General features: G+C 74.6%; 17 protein-coding genes. 11 read left to right on the top strand and 6 right to left on the bottom strand.

Annotated features, from left to right (window positions below; genetic code table 11):
* Nucleotides 1-254: 254 nt before the first annotated feature.
* Together DEJ09_RS06825 and DEJ09_RS06830 are read right to left on the bottom strand one after the other, a co-directional pair.
* Entirely contained in the window at nt 255-2,348 is a 2,094-nt protein-coding gene (locus DEJ09_RS06825) for a collagen binding domain-containing protein (protein WP_111088013.1), read from the bottom strand.
* Nucleotides 2,349-2,556: 208 nt separating this feature from the next.
* On the bottom strand, nt 2,557-3,021 hold the full coding sequence (locus DEJ09_RS06830; RefSeq protein ID WP_258373818.1) for an NUDIX domain-containing protein: 465 nt from the start codon (nt 3,019-3,021) through the stop codon (nt 2,557-2,559).
* Between the two features lie 176 nt (nt 3,022-3,197).
* Here DEJ09_RS06830 and DEJ09_RS06835 point away from each other — a divergent pair, with 176 nt between their 5' ends.
* Nucleotides 3,198-4,067 (top strand): universal stress protein, encoded by an 870-nt coding sequence (locus DEJ09_RS06835; protein ID WP_111030082.1) that lies wholly within the window; start codon nt 3,198-3,200, stop codon nt 4,065-4,067.
* Here the strand turns inward: DEJ09_RS06835 and DEJ09_RS06840 are convergent.
* The 3 genes from DEJ09_RS06840 to DEJ09_RS06850 form a co-directional block, all read right to left on the bottom strand.
* Nucleotides 4,024-5,061 carry an SGNH/GDSL hydrolase family protein gene (locus DEJ09_RS06840; RefSeq protein ID WP_111088014.1) on the bottom strand — a complete coding sequence of 346 codons (1,038 nt, stop codon included), beginning with the start codon at nt 5,059-5,061 and terminating at the stop codon, nt 4,024-4,026. The two genes, DEJ09_RS06835 and DEJ09_RS06840, sit on opposite strands and share 44 nt — an antisense overlap.
* Nucleotides 5,062-5,166: 105 nt before the next feature.
* Nucleotides 5,167-5,523 carry a PRC-barrel domain-containing protein gene (locus DEJ09_RS06845; protein ID WP_027465587.1) on the bottom strand — a complete coding sequence of 119 codons (357 nt, stop codon included), beginning with the start codon at nt 5,521-5,523 and terminating at the stop codon, nt 5,167-5,169.
* 50 nt (nt 5,524-5,573) lie between these two features.
* On the bottom strand, nt 5,574-6,557 hold the full coding sequence (locus tag DEJ09_RS06850) for a glycosyltransferase family 9 protein (protein ID WP_111088015.1): 984 nt from the start codon (nt 6,555-6,557) through the stop codon (nt 5,574-5,576).
* A 100-nt stretch (nt 6,558-6,657) separates the two neighbouring features.
* Here DEJ09_RS06850 and DEJ09_RS06855 point away from each other — a divergent pair, with 100 nt between their 5' ends.
* The 7 genes from DEJ09_RS06855 (at nt 6,658) to DEJ09_RS06885 (ending at nt 13,522) form a co-directional block, all read left to right on the top strand.
* Complete coding sequence (locus tag DEJ09_RS06855) at nt 6,658-7,215, top strand: HAD-IIIA family hydrolase (protein WP_071403859.1); 558 nt, start codon at nt 6,658-6,660, stop codon at nt 7,213-7,215.
* Nucleotides 7,212-8,291 (top strand): glycosyltransferase family 9 protein, encoded by a 1,080-nt coding sequence (locus DEJ09_RS06860; RefSeq protein WP_111088016.1) that lies wholly within the window; start codon nt 7,212-7,214, stop codon nt 8,289-8,291. Before DEJ09_RS06855 ends, DEJ09_RS06860 begins: the two co-directional genes overlap by 4 nt.
* An 87-nt stretch (nt 8,292-8,378) precedes the next feature.
* Nucleotides 8,379-9,380 carry a glycosyltransferase gene (locus DEJ09_RS06865; RefSeq protein WP_111088017.1) on the top strand — a complete coding sequence of 334 codons (1,002 nt, stop codon included), beginning with the start codon at nt 8,379-8,381 and terminating at the stop codon, nt 9,378-9,380.
* Entirely contained in the window at nt 9,377-10,705 is a 1,329-nt protein-coding gene (locus DEJ09_RS06870; protein WP_111022893.1) for a glycosyltransferase, read from the top strand. The genes DEJ09_RS06865 and DEJ09_RS06870 overlap by 4 nt, the downstream gene beginning before the upstream one ends.
* Nucleotides 10,702-11,325, top strand: coding sequence for an SIS domain-containing protein (locus DEJ09_RS06875; RefSeq protein ID WP_035808290.1), 624 nt, complete (start codon nt 10,702-10,704; stop codon nt 11,323-11,325). The genes DEJ09_RS06870 and DEJ09_RS06875 overlap by 4 nt, the downstream gene beginning before the upstream one ends.
* Complete coding sequence (locus tag DEJ09_RS06880) at nt 11,322-12,755, top strand: PfkB family carbohydrate kinase (RefSeq protein WP_258373820.1); 1,434 nt, start codon at nt 11,322-11,324, stop codon at nt 12,753-12,755. The genes DEJ09_RS06875 and DEJ09_RS06880 overlap by 4 nt, the downstream gene beginning before the upstream one ends.
* Before the next feature lie 62 nt (nt 12,756-12,817).
* Nucleotides 12,818-13,522, top strand: a complete 705-nt coding sequence (locus tag DEJ09_RS06885; RefSeq protein WP_027465581.1) for an SDR family oxidoreductase — start codon at nt 12,818-12,820, stop codon at nt 13,520-13,522.
* 387 nt (nt 13,523-13,909) lie between these two features.
* Here DEJ09_RS06885 and DEJ09_RS06890 read toward each other — a convergent pair whose 3' ends face one another.
* Nucleotides 13,910-14,998, bottom strand: a complete 1,089-nt coding sequence (locus DEJ09_RS06890; protein WP_111088018.1) for a glycosyltransferase family 9 protein — start codon at nt 14,996-14,998, stop codon at nt 13,910-13,912.
* A gap of 134 nt (nt 14,999-15,132) precedes the next feature.
* Here DEJ09_RS06890 and DEJ09_RS06895 point away from each other — a divergent pair, with 134 nt between their 5' ends.
* The 3 genes from DEJ09_RS06895 to DEJ09_RS06905 are packed head-to-tail and all read left to right on the top strand — an operon-like array spanning nt 15,133 to nt 19,015.
* Nucleotides 15,133-16,644 carry an aldehyde dehydrogenase gene (locus DEJ09_RS06895; protein WP_111088019.1) on the top strand — a complete coding sequence of 504 codons (1,512 nt, stop codon included), beginning with the start codon at nt 15,133-15,135 and terminating at the stop codon, nt 16,642-16,644.
* Nucleotides 16,641-18,134 (top strand): D-glycero-beta-D-manno-heptose 1-phosphate adenylyltransferase, encoded by a 1,494-nt coding sequence (gene rfaE2, locus DEJ09_RS06900; protein WP_111088020.1) that lies wholly within the window; start codon nt 16,641-16,643, stop codon nt 18,132-18,134. The genes DEJ09_RS06895 and rfaE2 overlap by 4 nt, the downstream gene beginning before the upstream one ends.
* Complete coding sequence (locus DEJ09_RS06905; protein WP_071403866.1) at nt 18,131-19,015, top strand: glycosyltransferase family 2 protein; 885 nt, start codon at nt 18,131-18,133, stop codon at nt 19,013-19,015. Before rfaE2 ends, DEJ09_RS06905 begins: the two co-directional genes overlap by 4 nt.
* Nucleotides 19,016-19,049 lie beyond the last annotated feature (34 nt).

The raw sequence follows: 19,049 nt of genomic DNA on the forward strand, positions 1-19,049 counted from the left end.
AACTGTCGTCTGGCGGGTCGGCGGGCGACGGTTTGCGACCACTCGGTGGAGGCGGGCGGCGTGTTGTGCGACCGCGACGAAGGCGTGCGGCCCGGCGCTGAGTGGTCACGACATGCCGTTGGCGGTGCGTCGGGGTCGCACGAACTGTCGTCTGGCGGGTCGGCGGGCGACGGTTCGTGGCCCCTCGGCGGCCGCGGGCGGCGTGTTGTGCGACCGCGACCGCTGCGGCCGCCGCCACCGCGGCCGCAGCCTGGTCAGTCCTGCAGGTGGTCCGTGCGGCGGCGGTTGCGAACCGCGCGGTAGGTCAGCAGGGCCGCCCCGATCAGCAGGAGCACCCCGGCGGCGATGAGCCCCGGCCCGAGGTCCGCCCCCGTGTACGCCAGCGGTCCACCGTCCCCCGCGTCGCCCTGGCCCGACACCGGCGCGGAGCCAGAGCCCGAGCCCGAGCCGGCAGCGGGGCCGGTCGGAGCCGCCGAAGGAGAGCCACTCGGCGACGGCGACGGCGACGGAGCTGGAGCCGGCGCCGGACCCGCCGCGGCCCGCACCACGAACGCCAGCGGCGTCGCGGCCCCGGACTCCGGGGTGACGACGGTCGCCGTCTCGGCCCCCTCGACGTCGACCGAGACGACGTACTCGGTCGTGGGCTCCAGGCCGGTCAGGTCGAACGCACCGTCGTCGTTCGTCACGACCGACACGGGTTCGCCGGACTGTGGGTCCGTCGGAGTCGCGACGACCTCGACGTCCGGAACCGGTTCGCCGTTCGTGTCGGCGACCGTGCCGGGCTGGTCGGTCGTGACCTCGGCTGCGGGGGCTGCGGAGGCGAACGGCAGGTCGGACGCAGCGCGCTCGGCGGCGACGGCCGTCACACCGGTGTTCGAGGTCGCCCCGGTCGCCCCCGGCTCCGGCCGTTCGGTCCGGACGGTGTACGTGCCGGCCGCGGTGGCGAAGACGTAGCGACCGTCCGCATCGGTCTCCGTCGATGCGACCACAGGGCCCGTGCCGTCGAGGAGCTCGACCACCGCTCCGGCGGGCACGGGTGCACCGTCGAGCGAGACCACACCCGCGACCGTCGCGACGACGGCGGCCGGGGCGTCGATCTCGTCGGGGACCGCGGGTGCCGCGTCGACGTCGCCGGTCGTGATGGTCACGGGTGGCTCGTCGGCGACGGACACGTCGAGGTCGGTGTCCGCCGGCAGGTCCGAGCCGGTGTAGACGCCGTCGCTGTTCGTCGTGGTGTCGACGAGGACGTCCCCGGAGTCCGGGTCGGTGATGACGACCTCGAGGTTCGAGACCGGTCGGCCGTCCTCGTCGACCACGGTGCCGATGACCGACACGGTGTCCTCCGGCGACGTGAACGCGAAGTCGGCCTGCTGGTCCACGCCGCCCGGTGAGCCTGCCTGGGCGAGGGAGACCCTCGTGGGCTGGTCAGGACCCTCGGCGCCGTCCGGCGGGGTGATCTCGACGCGGTAGTTCGCGATGACCGGCAGCTGCGGGAACGCGTAGGTGCCGTCGGGGTTGGTCGTCGTCGTGTAGACGGTGCCGCGCGGAGCGGTGACACGGACGATCGCCCCGGGGATCGGCGCTCCGTCGAGGGTCGCCGTGCCGGTGATCGCGGCGGTGCGGTTGGCGAACCAGGTCTGGTACACCGGGAACCCGCTGCGCTGCTGGTACGTGATCGTCAGGCTGGTGAGCGACACGGTCGGCGTGAACCAGGCCGTCGCACCGGCGGTGTCGACCGCGCCGGTGTTGCCCGTGAGGGTCCGGGTGGCCGGGTCCCAGGTGGGCCGGTCCTGCCCGGTCGTGCCGTCGGGGTCGGCGGTGCACGACGGCCCTCCGGCGACGGCCGCCGAGCACGAGTTGTAGGAGCTCACGTAGCCGAGCTGCTCCGCGGTCGCGGCACCGCCCCCGGAGACGGTGGCCGAGATGGTCGCCCGATCGGCATCGACGTCGCCGAGCACGAACGACCAGCTCTGGGCACCCGGCGTCGGCTCGGCGAACGTGTAGGTGGTCGTCGAGGCGCCGGTCGTGGGCGAGTCGACGTTCGGCCGCTGGTTCATGTAGGTCTTGCCGCGGCTCGTCCCGTAGACCGCGCCCGACGGGGTCGACGCCGACTGCCAGGTCGATGCCCCGCTGACGACGGTCGACTGCCGGGAGTCCGACGTGAAGGTCGTCTCGGGGAACCCGGCGAGCGTCATCGTGCCGGTGTAGGCCCGGCTCGCTCCGCTGAGGGTGAAGGTCCCCCAGTTGCCGACCGGCTCCGCCGACGCACTCGTCGCGCCGCCGATCGCGAGTCCTGCTCCGAGTGCCAGGGCCGTCAGCCCAGCCGTGACCGCGCGCCAGCGCCGCATGTGTGCTCCCCTACTGTGGCGCCGGAGAACCCGACACCCCCTCAGACTATCCAGCGGGCGCGGCTCGTGTCCGGTGTCCGACACAGCCGAGAAGGTCTCGCCGAGTGGTCACGACCTGCCGCGTGCCGGTCGCCGGGTGGCCGAGAAGTGTCGGATGGAGGGCCGCCGGACGACAGTTCGTGACCCCTCGACGAAAATGGTCGGCGCGTCAGGAACCGCGCGCCACCAGGGCGTCGAGCGCAGCGACCTGGCCGGCGACCACCAGCTCCCGCGCCTCGTCGAGGCCGACCCACCGTGCGTCGTCCACCTCGGGCACCTCCACGAACCGCCCCGACCCACGCGGGAGCTCGAGCCGCACGGTGTTGCTCCGCACGGTGTCGACCGAGAACTCCGACGCCCGTGCCGCGAAGACCCGCACGCGCTTGCCCGACGCCTGCCGGAACTCCCCCAGGTCGGTCAGGTCGGCCGCGTTCACCGGTGCGGGCACGCCGATCTCCTCGGCGAACTCGCGCAGCGCGGTGCCGAGCGGCTCCTCGCCCGCCTCGACCAGCCCCTTCGGGATCGACCAGCCACGCGGCCGGCTCCGCCAGAACGGCCCGCCCATGTGCGCGAGGAAGACCTCGGGCCCGGACGGACCGGTCCGGTGCAGCAACAGTCCGGCGCTCACGACCACGTCCCGAGACTACGCAGACCCGGCCGGGAGGCCCGGATCACCACACACACGCCGCGCACCAACCGACGTGCCCGGTTCCACCGCCGGTTCCCCACGTCCGCGCCGGGAGTACCCTGTGGCGCACGGAGCGCCGTGTGACGCCCCCGGAGGACCTGCGATGGAGGAGGCCGATCGGGATGGACGAACGATGGACGACGGTGACGCTGGCCGCGGACGCCGCGATGCCGCACGACGAGGCGCTGCGGTGGATCGCCGCCCGCGCGGACAGCGGGATCGAGCGGATCCGGATCATCGGTGCCGACCCGGCGATCGAGGGCCCCGGACCGGTCGCCGACCGCCTGGCTGAGGCCGCGCGCGCCGCCCTGCCCGGAGTGACCGTCGAGGTGCACCGGCACGCGGGGCCGTTCGCCACCGCCCTGGTCGAGGAGTCCGACGGCGGTGACCTCCTGGTGATCGGGACCTTCCGGAGCCGACGGGGTTCGACCGCCGGCGGCGACCCGGCGCGGGTCGCGGTCCGTGCGGCCGTGCCGACCGTGATCGTCCCCGAGGGACCGCACCCGATCGACGGCGACGTGGTGCTGGCCGTCGAGGAACCGATCGACGAACGGGCCGTCTCGATCGCCGTGGCCGAGGCCGTCCGGCTGCACCGACGACTGACGCTGCTCCGGGCGTGGGAGATGCCCGTGCTGACCCGGACCGGGCTCACCGACTTCGCCGAGGATCCCCTGCGGTGGCGCGCCCGGAACGCCGAACTGCTGCAGCGGGTCACCGAGGACCTGACCGCGCGGTTCCCTGCAGTACGGATCCGGCCGCTGCTCGTCGAGGGGCACCCGGGGCACGCCATCGCATCGCGCACCCGGCGGGCGTCGCTCGTGGTGCTCGGACGGGGGCACGTGCGGGTGTTGTCCGGCGCACTGCTCCACGACGTCGTCCGTGAGACGGCGGCTCCGGTGTGTGTCGTCCCTCCGGCGGCGCACACGGACAGCGCGGGGTCCGGACGGGTCAGCCGGCGAGTTCCCGGATCGCGTCGGCCATCTGGTCGGTGAGGTACGCGACACCGCGGCCGTTCGGGTGCAGGGCGCCGGCCTTGAGGTCGATGCGTCGCAGGTCGCTCGAGCCGGTCAGGCTGACGCCGGCGACGTAGCGTTCGTCCGCCGGGGCGCAGGCCGAGTGGGCCTCGGTGCGTTCGAGGACGTCGACGAACCGCACCCCGGCGGCGTCGGCGGCGGATGCGGACACGGCGTCGAGCTCCTCCTGGACGCCGTGGAGGTACGCCACGTCGTCGTCGGTGAACGGGAAGGTGTCCGAGGGGAACGATCCCGCGAGCGTGCCGAGGTCGAGCGCCGAGCGGAAGCAGCCCTTCGCCGGGGTGTGCTCGGCGTCCGGGAAGATCGCCGGGTACCCGAGGAACACGACGACGGCGTTCGGCGCGGCCCGTTGCACCGCTGCGAGGGTGTCGGCGATCCCGAGCGCGACCCGCGACTGGATCTTCACGCTGAGCTGGTCCTCACCGTCCTGCACGAGCGTGCTCTCGCACGACGGCGCGTCACGTCCGGAGAACACCGGGCCGTCGGCCGAGATCGCCAGGCACGACGCGGCGGTGCCGAACAGGTCCGCGTCGTTGCCGCCGATGGTCAGGGTCACGAGCCGGGTGCGCGACGACAGCGACTCGATCTGCGGGGGGACGCCCGTGAACTGGTGTCCGGTCGTGACGTCCTCGCTGGTGGCGCCCGCACACGTGACGTCGGTCAGGTCGAGGCCGAACCGCGCCGCGAGCCGGTGCGGGTAGTCACGGGCCGACTGCACGCACGCGCTCGTGGGCAGCCGGGTCCGGTCGCCGAGGCCGTAGCCGGCGGAGTACGAGTCGCCGAGGGCGACGTACTCGCTGCCGGGCGGGAGGTCGGCGAGCGATTCGGTGGGGTCGTCCGGCACCGGGTAGGGCTGCGGGACGGGCCACATCGGCGCGGCCGACGCCCGTTCCACCGGCCCCGGTGCCGCGACCCCGGCCACCACCAGCCCGACGACGGCGACCGCCGCCATGGCGGCGAGCAGCGTCGTACGGGCGGTGCGGAGCAGTTGCGGCCTCCGGGCGGGTGCGGCGGATCGGTCGGTCGGGTGGGGTCGGTCGGGTGGGGCGGGACGGGCTCAGCGGCGTCCGAGTCGGCGTTCGCCACCGCTGCCGGTGCGGTACTCCAGCCCGTAGTGCTGGAACAGCTCGGGCTCGGTCGCGGCGTCGAGTTCGCCATCGGTCGAGATCGACGGGGCGTCCTTGACGAGCTTCTTCGGGAACGTCACACGCAGGTGCTTCGGGGCGACGGTGGCGCCGAACAGCGGGACGAAGACGAGCTTCTGGAACCCGACCATGCCGGTGGTCAGGGCACCGAACGCCGGCTCGGACGTGGCGGTGTCGTAGTAGATGCTCTCGAGCGTGCCGACCTTGTCGTCGGCCTCGTCGACGACCGGCAGACCGATCCAGTCACGGATGTTCGCGGCTTCGAACACGAAGGACTCCCTCCGAGCGTCCGGCAGGTCCGGGTGGCTCTCGGTCGACGCTACCGCCCGGCCGCCTGAGCGGTCACCCGGAGCCGGTCCACCGCGCCGAGCACGTCGTCCGCGGTCACGGCCAGGATCGCCGGGTCCGGGTCCTCGGCGAAGACGTCGCCGCGACGGACCGAGGCGTCGGTGAGCACGATGTGCGGACCGGTCGACGGCGGGCCCCACGCCTCGGGCGGGGCCGGGCCGAACAGCACGACCGACGGCACCCCGTACGCGGTCGCCAGGTGCGCAGCGCCGGTGTCGACCGTGACGACGAGCCGCGCCGCGGCGATCACCGCGGCGAAGGCCTGCAGGTCCAGGGTGCCGGCCAGGACCGCCTCCGGCGCCAGGCCAGCCGCGTCGGCGACGGCACGGGCGCGCACGACGTCGTCCGAGCCTCCTGTCAGGACCACGTCGGCACCGCGCGCACGCAGTCCGCGCACCACGTCGGCGAAGCGGTCCGTCGGCCAGTGCCGCGCACCGTGGAAGGCGCCCACGTGCACGACGGCCGCGTCGGCGACCACCGGCGGCTCGGCGGGGCGGTCGATGTGCACCTCGGTGGCGTCCGCCTGGATGCCGTGCCACGTGAGCAGGTCCGCCCAGCGGTCGCGCTCGTGCACGTCGTCCGGCCACTCCGGGCCCTGGTAGTCGTGGGTCGGGTCGGCGTGCCCGATGACCCGGCGCGGGGCGAGCGCGGCGACGAGGTCCGAGGACTCCGGGCCGGCGCCGTGCAGGTTGACGGCGATGTCGACGGCACCGTGCGGCACCGCGATCGGGTGGTCGAGACCGTGCTGGGCCAGGTGGACGTCCACCGCCGGCACGAGTTCGACGACCGGCGCCAGCCACGCCGTGGTGGCCAGGGTGATGCGGTGGTCGGGGAACGCGCGGCGGAGCGCGTGCAGTGCGGGGACAGCGACGAGCAGGTCGCCGAGCTTGATGGCACGGAGGACGAGCAGTTCCGGGCGTCCGTCGGGGTCGGGCAGGTTCTCGAGGGCGGTCACCGCCGCGACGGTAGACCCGACAGGCTGACGGTCCTGCCGGGACCGCGCTCCGCGGCTCTTCCTGGGGCGGTCCCCGGCCGTGGACCGGTAGTCACGGAGCATGGCCCTCGCACCGGACCGCGTCATCCGCGGCCTGCTCCTCGACCGCGACGACACCCTGGTGGTGGACGTCCCGTACAACGCCGACCCGCACCTGGTCGTCCCCGTCCCCGGTGCCCGCCGCGCCGTCGACCGGGCGCGTGCCGCCGGGTTGCAGCTCGGCGTCGTCACGAACCAGTCGGTGATCGCGAAGGGCATGGCCACGCGCGAACAGGTCGACGCCACCAACGCCCGGGTCGACGAGCTCGTCGGCCCGTTCGACGTGTGGTGCGTCTGCCCGCACGACGCCGGCGACGACTGCGCCTGCCGGAAGCCCCGGCCCGGGATGGTCCTCGACGCCGCCGAGCGGCTCGGCATCCCGCCGGAGTCGATCGTCGTCGTCGGTGACATCGGCGCCGACGTCCAGGCCGCCCGGAACGCCGGCGCGCAGGGGATCCTCGTGCCCACCCCGCGCACCCGCGCCCAGGAGATCGACGAGGCCGACACCGTCGCCGCGGACCTGGACGAGGCCGTCACCCTGGTGCTCGAGCACGTCGGCAGCGTGGCGGACCGGGCGTGAACGCCGGTCGGCGCGTCCTCGTCGCCCGACTCGACTCCTTCGGCGACGTCCTGGTCGCCGGCCCCGCGGTCCGCGCGATCGCCGCCGGTGCCGCGCACGTGACGATGCTGTGCGGACCGCAGGGGGCGCCGGCCGCCGACCTGCTGCCCGGCATCGACCGGGTGCGGGTGTGGGCGGCACCGTGGGTCACCGAGACCGCACGCCCGATCGACGACGCCCTGCTCGCCGAGTTCCGCGCGCTGGTCGCCGAGGAACAGCCCGACGAGGCCGTCGTCCTGACGTCCTTCCACCAGTCGCCCCTGCCCCTCGCGCTGCTCCTGCGCCTGGCCGGGGTCCCCCGGGTCTCCGGGGCCTCGGTCGACCACCCCGGGTCGCTGCTCGACGTGCGGCTGCGCCCCGGCGAGGACCTGCCCGAGGACCTCCCCGAGCCCGAGCGCGCGCTGCGGATCGCCGAGGCGGCCGGGTTCCGGCTGCCGCCGGACGACGACGGGAGGCTCGCGGTGCGCCACGACGCCGTCCCGCCCCCGCCCGTGGCCGGTCTCGACCGCTACGTGGTCGTCCACCCCGGAGCCAGCGTCCCGGCACGGTCGTGGCCGGAGTCCCACCACCGTGCGCTCGTCGCCGCCTACGCCGAGCGCGGCGTCCCCGTCGTCGTCACCGGCTCCCCCGGCGAACGCGCACTGACCGCCGCCGTGGCGGGCGACACCGGCATCGACCTCGGCGGACGCACCAGCCCCGCCGAACTCGCGGCCGTCCTCGCCGGCGCCGAGGTCGTCGTCGTCGGGAACACCGGTCCGGCCCACCTCGCCGCGGCCGTCGGGGCGCCCATCGTGAGCCTGTTCTCGCCCGTCGTCCCCGCCGTGAAGTGGGCGCCGTACGCCCCGCTGGTCGAACTGCTCGGCGACCAGGCCGCACCGTGCCGGCTCAGCCGCGCTCGCGAGTGCCCGGTCCCCGGCCACCCGTGCCTGTCCGGAGTGCGCATCGCGGACGTCCTGGAGGCCCACGAGCGGCTCCTCGACCGCGTTTCGCGGACTGATCGGAGAAGTCTGCGGGGCGGCCCAGAAGGCGCTGCGTAGCGTGCGCCACTGCTTCTCCTGCTCCTTCTCCTGCTGCTCCGGCGGCGGTGGGGAGCGACCTCATCGACACCGACCGGAAGGCCCTGCATGCGGATCCTCGTGTGGCACGTGCACGGCGGCTGGATGGACGCCTTCGTCCGCGGCCAGCACGAGTACCTCATCCCGACCACCCCGGCGCGCGACGCCTGGGGACTCGGCCGCGGCGGCCGCGCCTGGCCGGACTCCGCGATCGAGATCGACCCGGCCGACGTCGCCGAGGCCGAGGTCGACGTGGTCGTCCTGCAGCGCACCGAGGAGCTCGAGGAAGCCCGTCGTCTGCTCGGCGGCCGTGACGTCCCGATCGTCTTCGTGGAGCACAACGCCCCCCGGGTCGACGTGCCGAACAGCCTGCACCCGATGCGTGACCGCGACGACCTGACGATCGCGCACGTGACGCACTGGAACGCCCTGATGTGGGACTGCGGCACCACCCGGACCACCGTCGTCGAGCACGGCGTCGTCGACCCCGGCCCGCTGTACACCGGTGCGCTCGAGCGCCTCGGCGTCGTGATCAACGAACCCGTCCGGCGCAACCGTGTCGTCGGCACCGACCTGCTCCCCCGCTTCGCCGAGGTCGCCCCGGTCGACGTCTGGGGCATCGGCACCGAACGGCTGCCGGAGCTCGGCTTCGGCGACCGCGTGGTCGCGCAGGGCGATGTCAAGGCCGACCCCATGCACGCGGCGCTGGCCGAACGGCGGGCCTACGTGCACCCGAACCGCTGGACCTCGCTCGGCCTGTCGCTCATCGAGTCGATGCACATGGCCATGCCGGTCCTGGTGCTCGCGACGACGGACGCGGCCCGCACGGTCCCGGGTGAGGCCGGGGCGATCGCGACCGACGTCGAGGAGCTGGTGCGGGCCTCCAGGCTGCTGCTGGAGGACCCGGACGAGGCGCGCCGACGGGGGCTCGTGGCGCGTGAGGCCGTGCTCGCACGGCACGCGCTCGGTCGGTTCCTGGCCGACTGGGACGACCTGCTCGACGACGCCGTCGCGCGCGGTGCGCGACGGAACCGTGCGGCGGGAGCCGCGCTCGAAGGGAGCCTGCGATGAAGATCGCCATGGTGTCCGAGCACGCGAGTCCGCTCGCCGTGCTCGGCGGGGTCGACGCCGGTGGGCAGAACGTCCACGTCGCCGAACTGTCCGGTGCACTGGCCGACCGCGGCCACCACGTGACCGTCTACACGCGACGCGACGACGCGTCGCAGCCCGTCCGCGTGCCCCTGCGCCCCGGTGTGGACGTCGTGCACGTCGACGCCGGTCCCGCGCGTGCCGTGCCGAAGGACGAGCTGTTCCCGTTCATGGGGACGTTCGCGTCGGTGCTCGCCGCCGAGTGGTTCCTCGACCGTCCCGACGTGGTGCACGCGCACTTCTGGATGTCGGGCCACGCCGCCCTCGACGCGGTGACGCAGGTGCAGGCCCGGACCGGTGGGGTGCGGATCCCGGTGGTGCAGACCTTCCACGCCCTGGGTGTCGTGAAGCGCCGGCACCAGGGTGCCGCGGACACCAGCCCAGCCGAGCGCGAGTGGGTCGAACCCGCCGTCGGCCGGAGCGTCGACCAGGTCGTCGCGACCTGCTCGGACGAGGCGTTCGAGCTCAAGGCCCTCGGTGTCCCGCTGCACCGCATCTCCGTGGTGCCGTGCGGCGTCGACGTGTCGCTCTTCCGTCCGGACGGCCCCGTCGAGCAGCGCGACCGTCCGCTCCGGGTGCTCACCGCCTCGCGACTCGTGCAGCGGAAGGGCGTCGGGACGACGATCGCCGCACTCGCCGCGCTCGTCGAACAGGGCCGTGACGTCGAACTCGTCGTCGTGGGCGGTGCCGGTGTCGCCGGTGCCGACCTGGTGGACGACCCCGAGTACCAGCGCCTCGACGCACTCGCCCGGTCGCTCGGCGTGCGCGACCACGTGACGTTCCGCGGGCAGCTCGGGCAGCACGACATGCCCGCCGTCTACCGCAGCGCCGACGTCGTCGTCTGCGCCCCCTGGTACGAGCCGTTCGGCATCGTGCCGCTCGAGGCGATGGCCTGCGGCCGCCCGGTGGTCGCGTCGAGCGTCGGCGGGCTCATCGACACCGTCGTCGAGGACGCCACCGGCCTGCACGTGCCGCCGCGCGACGAGACCGCGGTGGCCGAGGCCGTCGGCGCACTGCTCGACGACCCGGAGCGCCGCGAGGCGTACGGCCGAGCCGGTCGACAGCGCGCCGAGTCCCGCTACACCTGGCAGAAGGTCGCGGCCGACAGCGAGCGCGTCTACGAGCGCCTGCTCGCCGGCACGACCTCGTCCGCCAGCACCACCGGGCCCGCCGCCGGCCGCTCGCGCACCACCCACGCCGGCCGGGTCACCCGCGCCGCGCAGTCGACGGAGAGGACCGCACGATGACCATCGACCAGCAGACCGGGCTCGAGGACCGCGCCGTCACGGACAGCGCCCGCGTCGTCGTCGACCACGTCGCGGCGTCGGTCCCCGTGATCGCCTCCCTCGTCGACCACCGGGACCACATCGCCGAGTGGGCGGACGACATCGCCGGGCGGCTCGTCGCCGGGCGTCGGCTGCTCGCCGCGGGCAACGGCGGCTCCGCTGCCGAGGCGCAGCACCTGACGTCCGAGCTCACCGGCCGCTTCGAAGGCGACCGACCGGCGTACTCGGCCATCTCGCTGCACGCCGAGACCTCCGCCGTGACCGCCATCGGGAACGACTACGGCTACGACCAGGTGTTCGCGCGGCAGGTGTCGGCGCACGCCCGGGCCGGCGACGTCCTCGTGCTGCTGTCGACGAGTGGCAAGAGCCCGAACCTGCTGCGGGCCGCCGAGGCCGCACGTGCCGTGGGTGCCCGCTCCCTCGCGCTGACCGGCTCCGGGCCGAACCCGCTCGCCGACCTGGTCGACGACGCGATCTGCATCGAGGGGCCGTCCGCCAACGTGCAGGAGGCGCAGCTCGTCCTGGTGCACGCGCTCTGCAAGGCGATGGAGCCGACGCTGCGTCGCGGGGGCCGTCGATGAGCGGGCCCGCTGCCGTCGCTCCGCGTTCCGGTGCTGCCGGTGGCCGTGCCGCCTCTCCGCGCTTCCGCATCGCCGTCGTCGGGGACACCCTGCTCGACGTCGACGTGTCCGGCACGAGCGAGCGCCTGAGCCCGGACGCCCCCGTCCCCGTGGTGGACGTCGCCACCGACGACCGCCGCGCCGGTGGTGCCGGACTCGTCGCGACGATGCTCGCCCGCGACGGCCACGACGTCACCCTGGTCACCGTCCTGAGCGACGACGGCCGTGCCCAGGAGATCCGCGACCTGCTCCCCGAGGTCACGATCGTCGCCGGACCCTCCGGCGTCCCCACCCCCGTGAAGACCCGCGTGCGCGTCGTCGACCACGCCCTCGTCCGGATCGACGAGGGCTGCGCGACCCCGCCCGTGCCCGGTGCCACCGACGCGATGATCGCCGCCCTCGACGGCGTCGACGCGATCGTCGTCGCCGACTACGGCCGCGGGGTCGCCGCTGCCCCGGCACTCCGTGACGCCCTCACCCGTGCGGCCGAGCGCCTGCCGGTGGTCTGGGACCCGCACCCCAAGGGCGCCGCCCCCGTCCCCGGCACCACGGTGGCCACCCCGAACGCGGCCGAGGCACGACGCTTCACCGACGTCGAGGGACACGGTGTGCCCTTCGCGACCGTCGCCGCCGCCCGGCTCGTCGAGCAGTGGCAGGCCGGCGCCGTCGCCGTGACGATGGGTGACCGCGGCGCGCTGCTCGCCGACGCCCAGGGCGACAGCCGCTTCGTGCCGGCTCCGTCCGTCAGCGCCGGGGACCCCTGCGGTGCCGGCGACCGGCTCGCGGCGGGCGTCGCCGTCGCGCTGGCGTCCGGGGCGGACGTCCCCGACGCCGTCTCCGCCGGGGTGGTCGCCGCGTCCGAGTACCTGGCCGCCGGTGGCGTCACCGCGCTGTTCGCCGACGACGGTCCCGCGCCGCTCGCCGTGCCCGGGGCCGACCGGGACGCCATGCGCCTGGTGCACGACGTCCGGAGCGCCGGCGGCACCGTCGTCGCGACCGGAGGCTGCTTCGACCTGCTGCACGCCGGGCACGCCCGCACCCTGTCGGCCGCCCGTGCACTCGGCGACTGCCTGGTCGTGTGCCTCAACTCGGACTCGTCGGTCCGCGCGCTGAAGGGCCCCGACCGGCCGATCATGACCCAGGACGACCGGGTCGAGCTGCTCCTGGCGCTCGACTGCGTCGACGCCGTCGTGGTGTTCGACGAGTCCACCCCCGACGAGGCCCTGCGCCGCTTCCGACCGGACGTCTGGGCGAAGGGCGGCGACTACACCGCGAGCGAACTGCCCGAGACGGCGACCCTCGCCGAGTGGGGTGGTCGCGTCGTCACCGTGCCGTTCCACCCGGGCCGGTCGACCACCCGGCTCGCCGCCGCGATCGAACGCGTCGGCTGAGCGTCCGTCCGCCGTCACACACCTGCTCGACCACTTCCCGCTCCACTACACAAAGGACATCCATGCCCGTCCCCACCACCCCCATCGGCCGCGTCCTCGTCACCGGCGGCGCCTCCGGACTCGGCGCCGCCGTCGTGGCCGCCGTCACCGAGGCCGGCGGCACCCCGATCGTCCTCGACCTGCGGATCGACGCCGTCCCCGAGGGCGTCGACGCCGTCGCCGTGGACGTCTCGGACACCGACGCCGTCGAGCAGGCGGTCCGTGACGCCGCCGAGCGGCACGGCGGCCTCGACGCCGTCGTCACCGCCGCGGGCATCGACACCCCCGCCCCGATCGACGCGATCTCGTCCGGCAAGTGGGAGCAGATCGTCGGCGTCAACCTGATCGGCACCGCCTCGACCGTGCGCGCCGCCCTGCCCGCCCTCGAGGCCACGCACGGCCGCGTCGTCACGATCTCGTCGTCGCTCGCCCTGCGCGGCGTCGGCGACGGCACCGCGTACTCGGCGTCGAAGTTCGGCGTCCGCGGGTTCTCGCAGGCACTGGCCGCCGAGACCGCCGGTCGCATCGGCGTGACCAACATCATCCCCGCCGGGATGCGCACGAACTTCTTCGCCGACCGGACCGAGCAGTACAAGCCGGGCCCGGACGCGCAGCTCATCGAGCCGGAGTACGTCGCGAACTCGATCATCTTCGCGCTGTCGCAGCCGGCCGGCTGCGAGATCCGCGAGCTGTCGATCATGCCGGCGACGGAGCCGAGCTGGCCGTAGTCGCTCGCCGCTGACGGACGGGAGGCGCGGTGCCGGCTGGCACCGCGCCTCCCGTGTGTCCGCGTGCCGGGTCCCGTGCACGGTGCACGGTGCGCGGTGCGTCGCCTGGTGCAGCGTTGACTGCTGGGTGCGCGCTTCGAGCGCCGCACGCAGCGGGCAACCGCGCACGGGGTGACGGCGTGCGCACGGTGCGGCCGGGAGGCGCGTTGCGGGCTGGCAGCGGGCCTCCCGTCCGGCGTCCGGTCGCGTTCCGTGCACGGTGCGCGGTGCGTCGCCTGGTGCAGCGTTGACGGCTGGGTGCGCGCTTGCAGCGCCGCACGCAGCGGGCAACCGCGCACGGGGTGACGGCGTGCGCACGAGACCGAAGCTCGCACGGTGCGAGGCTCGTCAGAGCGTGCGGAGCAGGTCCTCGACGTCGGCGAGGACGGCCTCCGGCTCGACCTGGTCCACGTAGGACGGGTCGTGCTCGCACCGCTCGGCGGTCCAGCCGACCTGGGTGACGTCGGTGCCGCACACCGGGCACTGCGTCACGAAGGACAGGTGCACGCGGTGCCGACCACGGTCGAACGGCCCGGCGTTGATCACGTTGCCGAACCAGAACACGCCGACGGTCGGGGTGCCCACGGCGACGGCGAGGTGCCGTGGGCCGGAGTCGTCGCCGACCATGACGTCGGCGGCGGCCAGGACGTCGGGGAGCTCACGGAGTGGCAGCAACCCAGTGAGGTCGTGCAGACGCTCCCGCAGCTCGGGCGGCAGCGACGCGACGATGGCGGACGACGCCGGCACGTCCGAGTCGTCACCCACGAGCACCACGTCGTCCCCGGCGGCGAGCCGGGCACGGGCGACCACGGCGAAGCGGGAGGGGCTCCAGCGGCGACGCGGGTCGGTGGCGCCGGGGTGGATCGCGACGAGTCGTCCCCGGACGCCGAGGCGCTGCCGGACCCCGGCCCGCGCGGCCTCGGGGACGTGCAGTCGGGGGTCGAGGGTGACCGGTTCGGCACCGGCGAGCGAGGCCACCTCGAGTGCTCGGACGACCTCGTGCTGGTAGTAGACGTAGCGGACCCACCGCTCCAGGACCTCGGCGTCCTCGGTGGCGGTGCCCACGGTGTGACGGGCCCCGAGCCGGAGCAGGAACGGGTTCGAGTTCCGGCCGCCGCCGTGCACCTGCACCGCGAGGTCGAAGCGCCCGTGCAGCCGGTCGAAGAAGTCCCGTTCGGTCGGTGCGCCCTCGCCGGAGTCCCGGACGCCGGGGACGACGGGGAGCTGCTCGAAGGCGTGCACGGCGTCGGTCCGGCCCTCGAGCACCGGCCGCGCTGACGGTGCCCCGAGCAGCGTGATCCGGGCCCCGGGGTACGCGGCGGCCAGGGCCTCGACCGCCGGGAGGGCGAACATCAGGTCGCCCAGTCCCCCGCCGCGGAGCACCGCGATCTCGCTGACCCCGTCGAACCGTTCTCCGCCCACACCGATCTGTTGCACAGCTCCACGTCTACCGGTCGGACCCGTCCGGACGCCCAGCAGCGCCCCCGGATGGACGAGAAGCGCGATGCCGTGACCGCACACAGCGGAGCACGAGCACCGTGTGAGGCCCCGCCCGCCTCCGGAAGGACCCCATGACGATCGCACCCCCCGCCGCCGACGACCTCGTGGTGACCGACCCCGTGAACGGATCGATCGCGTCCACCGTGCGCCGCTCGACCGAGGACGACGTCCGCAACGCCGTCGCTCGCGCCCGTGCCGCTGCCGGTGCCTGGGCCCGGACCGCGCCGGCCGAGCGCGGTGCCCTGCTGCACGCCGCGGCCGAGCACCTCCGTGCGCACGCGCAGGAGCTGGCGGACCTGAACACCCGCGAGACCGGCAAGGTGCCCGGCGACGCCCTCGGTGGGGTCGAGGCCGGCATCGGCACGCTCGTGCAGTACGCCGAGCTCGGGCCGGTGCACCGTGGTGAGGCCCTGCGCGGGCAGTTCGGTGCCGCCGACTGGTCGGTGCCGCACCCGCGCGGCGTGGTGCTCGCCCTGACGCCGTGGAACGACCCGGTCGCCGTGGCCTGCGGGATCCTCGGCGCAGCGATCGTCACCGGCAACACCGTGGTGCACAAGGGCAGCGAACGCTGCCCGGCGACCTTCGCCCGACTCAACGCGCTGCTCGCCGAGGTCCTGCCGGACGGCGTGCTCATCGGGGTCGACGGCGACGCGACCACCGGCGAGCTGCTCCTGGCGCAGGACGGCATCGACGTCTACGCGCACGTCGGGTCGACCGCCACCGGTGACCGCCTGAGCGAGGTGGCCGCGACCACCCGCGCCCACGTCATCCGCGAGAACGGCGGCAACGACCCGGTCATCGTCGACGCCGACGTCGACCCGGAGTGGGCCGCCGCACAGGTGGCACTCGGCGCGTTCGCGAACACCGGCCAGATCTGCACCAGCGTCGAGCGGGTGTACGTGCACCAGGACGTCGCCGAGCCCTTCGTCGCCGCGCTCGTCGCCGAGGCGGAGCGCCGCACGGCCGCACCCGCCGCGGAGTTCGGGCCGCTCGTGGACGACCGGCTGCGCGAGCTCGTGCAGCACCACGTCGACGACGCGATCGCCCGCGGCGCTTCGGCCCGGACCGGTGGCGTCACGCCCGGCGGGCTCGGATCGTTCTACCCGGCGACCGTCCTGACCGACTGCACGGACGACATGCTCGTGCTGACCGAGGAGACCTTCGGCCCGATCGCCCCGGTGCGCATCGTGTCGGACTTCGCGGAAGGACTCCGGCTCGCCGCGGCCGACCGCTACGGCCTCGCGGCCACGGTGCTGACGAACGACACCGCGCACGCGCTCCGCGCCGCGGCCGAGCTGCCCGTCGGCACCGTCAAGGTGAACGCCGTGTTCGGTGGCGCTCCGGGCGGCAGCGCCCAGCCCCGCGGCGCCTCGGGCGCCGGGTTCGGGTACGGCCCGCACCTGCTCGACGAGATGACGACCACGACGGTGGTGCACCTCGAGGCCGCGCCGCCGCGCCGCACCGCCGAGCCGTCGACCGCAGCAGCCGGCAGCACCGCAGCCACCAGCAGCACCGCCACCGGCCCCGCAGCCGCTGCCGGCGCCACCGCCGGCAGCGCCGACACCGTGGGAGGAACCCGATGACCGCCGACGTCCGCCTGGTCCGTGACCTCGTCGCCACGATCGACGACCGCGAACCCCTCGTCGTCGTCATCGGCGACTGCATCCTCGACCGCTGGACCGTCGGCGAGGCCGAGCGGGTCTCCCGCGAGGCCCCGGCCCCCGTCGTCCGCGTCACCGAGACCATCGCGGTGCCGGGCGGCGCGGCGAACACGGCCGTGAACGCCCGCGCCCTGGGCGCCCGGGTCCGCATGGTGGGGCTCATCGGTGACGACGAGGCCGGTGAGGTCCTGCGCCAGCGGCTCGAGGCAGCCGGCGTCGACACGTCGTTCCTGGTCGAGATCCCCGGTGCCCGCACCACGACGAAGTCGCGCGTGGTCGGCGGTGACCGCGTCGTGGTCCGCGTCGACGAGCTGGCAGCGACCCCGACCGCCGAGCACGGCGAACGTCTCGCCCGCTCGGTGGCCCGTGCCATCAGGTGCGCCGACGCCGCCGTGGTGTGCGACTACGGCCTGGGAGTCCGCGCCGAGGACGTCGTGCCGATGCTCGACCGTGACCGCCCCGGTGCCGTCGTGGTCGACGCGCACGACCTGACCCGCTGGGCCGCGCTGCACCCCGACCTCGTCACGCCGAACGCCGGTGAGACCGCCGCGCTGCTCGGCACGGAGCTCGGCACCGGCGCGGACCGCGTCGGCACCGTCGTCGCGGCCCGTGCCGACGTGCTCGCCCGCAGTGGGGCCCGGGCCGCGGTGGTCACGCTCGACCGCGACGGCACCGTGCTGCTCGAGCCCGGCTCCGACCAGGGGTTCCGCACGCGTGCGACGCCCGCCTCGGAGCAGCAGGCCTCCGGTGCCGGCGACACCTTCTGCGCCGCCGCGACCGTCGCCCTCGCCGTGCAGGCACCCCTGCGCGACGCCGTCGCGGTCGCCCAGGCCGCTGCCGACGTCGTCGTCCGCGAGGCCGGCACGTCCGTCTGCACCGCCGCCGCCCTGCTCGACTCGGTGACCGCTCCGGCGGCGACCGTCGTCGACCACGACGAGCTCGCCACCGCCGTCGAGGCCGCTCGTCAGGCCGGCCGCCGCGTCGTCTTCACGAACGGCTGCTTCGACGTCGTGCACCGCGGGCACACCACGTACCTGCGGCAGGCCCGTGACCTGGGCGACCTGCTCGTCGTCGCGCTGAACGACGACGACTCGGTGCGCCGGCTGAAGGGCCCGGAGCGGCCGATCAACCCGGCCGAGGACCGCGCAGGCGTGCTCGCTGCGTTGGCCTGCGTCGACCTGGTGACGGTGTTCGCGACGGACACCCCCATCCCGCTCATCGAACGGTTGCGCCCCGAGGTCTACGTCAAGGGCGGCGACTACTCCCCCGAGATGCTGACCGAGACCGAGGTCGTGCGCGGCTACGGCGGCGAGGTCGTCATGGTCGACTACGTGCCCGAGCACTCCACCAGCGCCGTCGTGCGCCGGATCCGCGAAGCCGCTGCGCGGCCCGAACCGGACCCGGCACCGTGACCGCCCGCTGGTCCGGGTCCTGGGCGAAGGCCCCCGATCCAGCGGACACGAGCACGGTCGACGTCGACGTGCTCATCCCGACCGTCGGCCGGCCGGCCGAGCTCGCCACGACGCTCGCCGGCCTCGCCGCCCAGACCGAGGTCGACCTGCGCGTCGTGCTGAGCGACCAGTCCGCGGACGGAGACGCCGCCAGCGCGCCGGCGGTCGCCGCGATGCTCCGCGTCCTGGAGGCGCAGGGCCGGCCCGTCACGCTCCTCACCCACCCGGAACGGCGTGGCCTGGCAGAGCACCGGCAGTTCCTGCTCGACCACGCCGAGGCCGCCGCGGTGCTGTTCCTCGACGACGACGTCTGGCTCGAGCCGGGGTCGATCGCGCGGATGCTCGACGCGCTGCGCACCCTGGGCTGCGGGTTCGTCGGCAGCGCCGTGCAGGGCCTGTCGTACCTGCAGGACCGCCGCCCGCACGAGACGTCGGTGTTCGAACGGTGGGACGGCCCGGTCGTGCCCGAGGTGGTGCGCCGCGGCACCCCCGGCTTCGACCGCTGGTCGCTGCACAACGCCGCGAACCCGACGCACGTCGCCGCCGACCTCGACCTGCACCCCGGCGAGTGGGTGCCCTACCGCGTCGCGTGGGTCGGTGCCTGCGCGCTGTACGACCGTCGTGCGCTCGAGGAGGTCGGGGGCTTCCGGTTCTGGGACACCCTGCCGCCCGAGCACGCCGGCGAGGACGTCGTCGCGCAGTGGCGGGTGATGGAACGGTTCGGCGGTGCGGGCATCATGCCCTCGGGTGCCGTGCACCTGGAGGCCCCGACCACCGTCGTCGACCGCCGTGTCGACGCACCCGACGTGGTCTTCGCGGACGGGAACGTCATACCGCGGTAGGGGGTGGTCGAGACCACCGCGGGATGGCCAGCGT

It is taken from the genome of Curtobacterium sp. MCLR17_055, from assembly GCF_003234305.1.
Classification (GTDB): domain Bacteria; phylum Actinomycetota; class Actinomycetes; order Actinomycetales; family Microbacteriaceae; genus Curtobacterium; species Curtobacterium flaccumfaciens.

What these genes read in the sequence shown, in the direction of transcription:
- DEJ09_RS06895 (WP_111088019.1), top strand. Translation starts at nt 15,133, where the DNA reads ATGACGATCGCACCCCCCGCCGCCGACGACCTCGTGGTGACCGACCCC.
- DEJ09_RS06865 (WP_111088017.1), top strand. Translation starts at nt 8,379, where the DNA reads ATGCGGATCCTCGTGTGGCACGTGCACGGCGGCTGGATGGACGCCTTC.
- DEJ09_RS06840 (WP_111088014.1), bottom strand. Translation starts at nt 5,061, where the DNA reads ATGGCGGCGGTCGCCGTCGTCGGGCTGGTGGTGGCCGGGGTCGCGGCA.
- DEJ09_RS06825 (WP_111088013.1), bottom strand. Translation starts at nt 2,348, where the DNA reads ATGCGGCGCTGGCGCGCGGTCACGGCTGGGCTGACGGCCCTGGCACTC.
- DEJ09_RS06870 (WP_111022893.1), top strand. Translation starts at nt 9,377, where the DNA reads ATGAAGATCGCCATGGTGTCCGAGCACGCGAGTCCGCTCGCCGTGCTC.
- DEJ09_RS06885 (WP_027465581.1), top strand. Translation starts at nt 12,818, where the DNA reads ATGCCCGTCCCCACCACCCCCATCGGCCGCGTCCTCGTCACCGGCGGC.
- rfaE2 (WP_111088020.1), top strand. Translation starts at nt 16,641, where the DNA reads ATGACCGCCGACGTCCGCCTGGTCCGTGACCTCGTCGCCACGATCGAC.
- DEJ09_RS06835 (WP_111030082.1), top strand. Translation starts at nt 3,198, where the DNA reads ATGGACGAACGATGGACGACGGTGACGCTGGCCGCGGACGCCGCGATG.
- DEJ09_RS06855 (WP_071403859.1), top strand. Translation starts at nt 6,658, where the DNA reads ATGGCCCTCGCACCGGACCGCGTCATCCGCGGCCTGCTCCTCGACCGC.
- DEJ09_RS06875 (WP_035808290.1), top strand. Translation starts at nt 10,702, where the DNA reads ATGACCATCGACCAGCAGACCGGGCTCGAGGACCGCGCCGTCACGGAC.
- DEJ09_RS06880 (WP_258373820.1), top strand. Translation starts at nt 11,322, where the DNA reads ATGAGCGGGCCCGCTGCCGTCGCTCCGCGTTCCGGTGCTGCCGGTGGC.